The 390-nt window shown below is 57.9% G+C and carries 1 rRNA gene; it reads left to right on the forward strand.

The features are described from left to right. Positions 1-390 (forward strand): 16S ribosomal RNA (locus tag KI379_RS33735); the annotation flags it as partial.

Here is a 390-nt window from a genome sequence, read left to right on the forward strand (position 1 = left end):
ATGATGAAAGACGGAGCAATCTGTCACTTGCGGATGGGCCTGCGGCGCATTAGCTAGTTGGTGAGGTAACGGCTCACCAAGGCGACGATGCGTAGCCGACCTGAGAGGGTGAACGGCCACACTGGGACTGAGACACGGCCCAGACTCCTACGGGAGGCAGCAGTAGGGAATCTTCCGCAATGGGCGAAAGCCTGACGGAGCAACGCCGCGTGAGTGATGAAGGTTTTCGGATCGTAAAGCTCTGTTGCCAGGGAAGAACGTCCGGTAGAGTAACTGCTATCGGAGTGACGGTACCTGAGAAGAAAGCCCCGGCTAACTACGTGCCAGCAGCCGCGGTAATACGTAGGGGGCAAGCGTTGTCCGGAATTATTGGGCGTAAAGCGCGCGCAG

The organism is Paenibacillus cineris (assembly GCF_018333335.1).
In the GTDB taxonomy this organism is placed as follows: Bacteria; Bacillota; Bacilli; order Paenibacillales; family Paenibacillaceae; genus Paenibacillus_AQ; species Paenibacillus_AQ favisporus.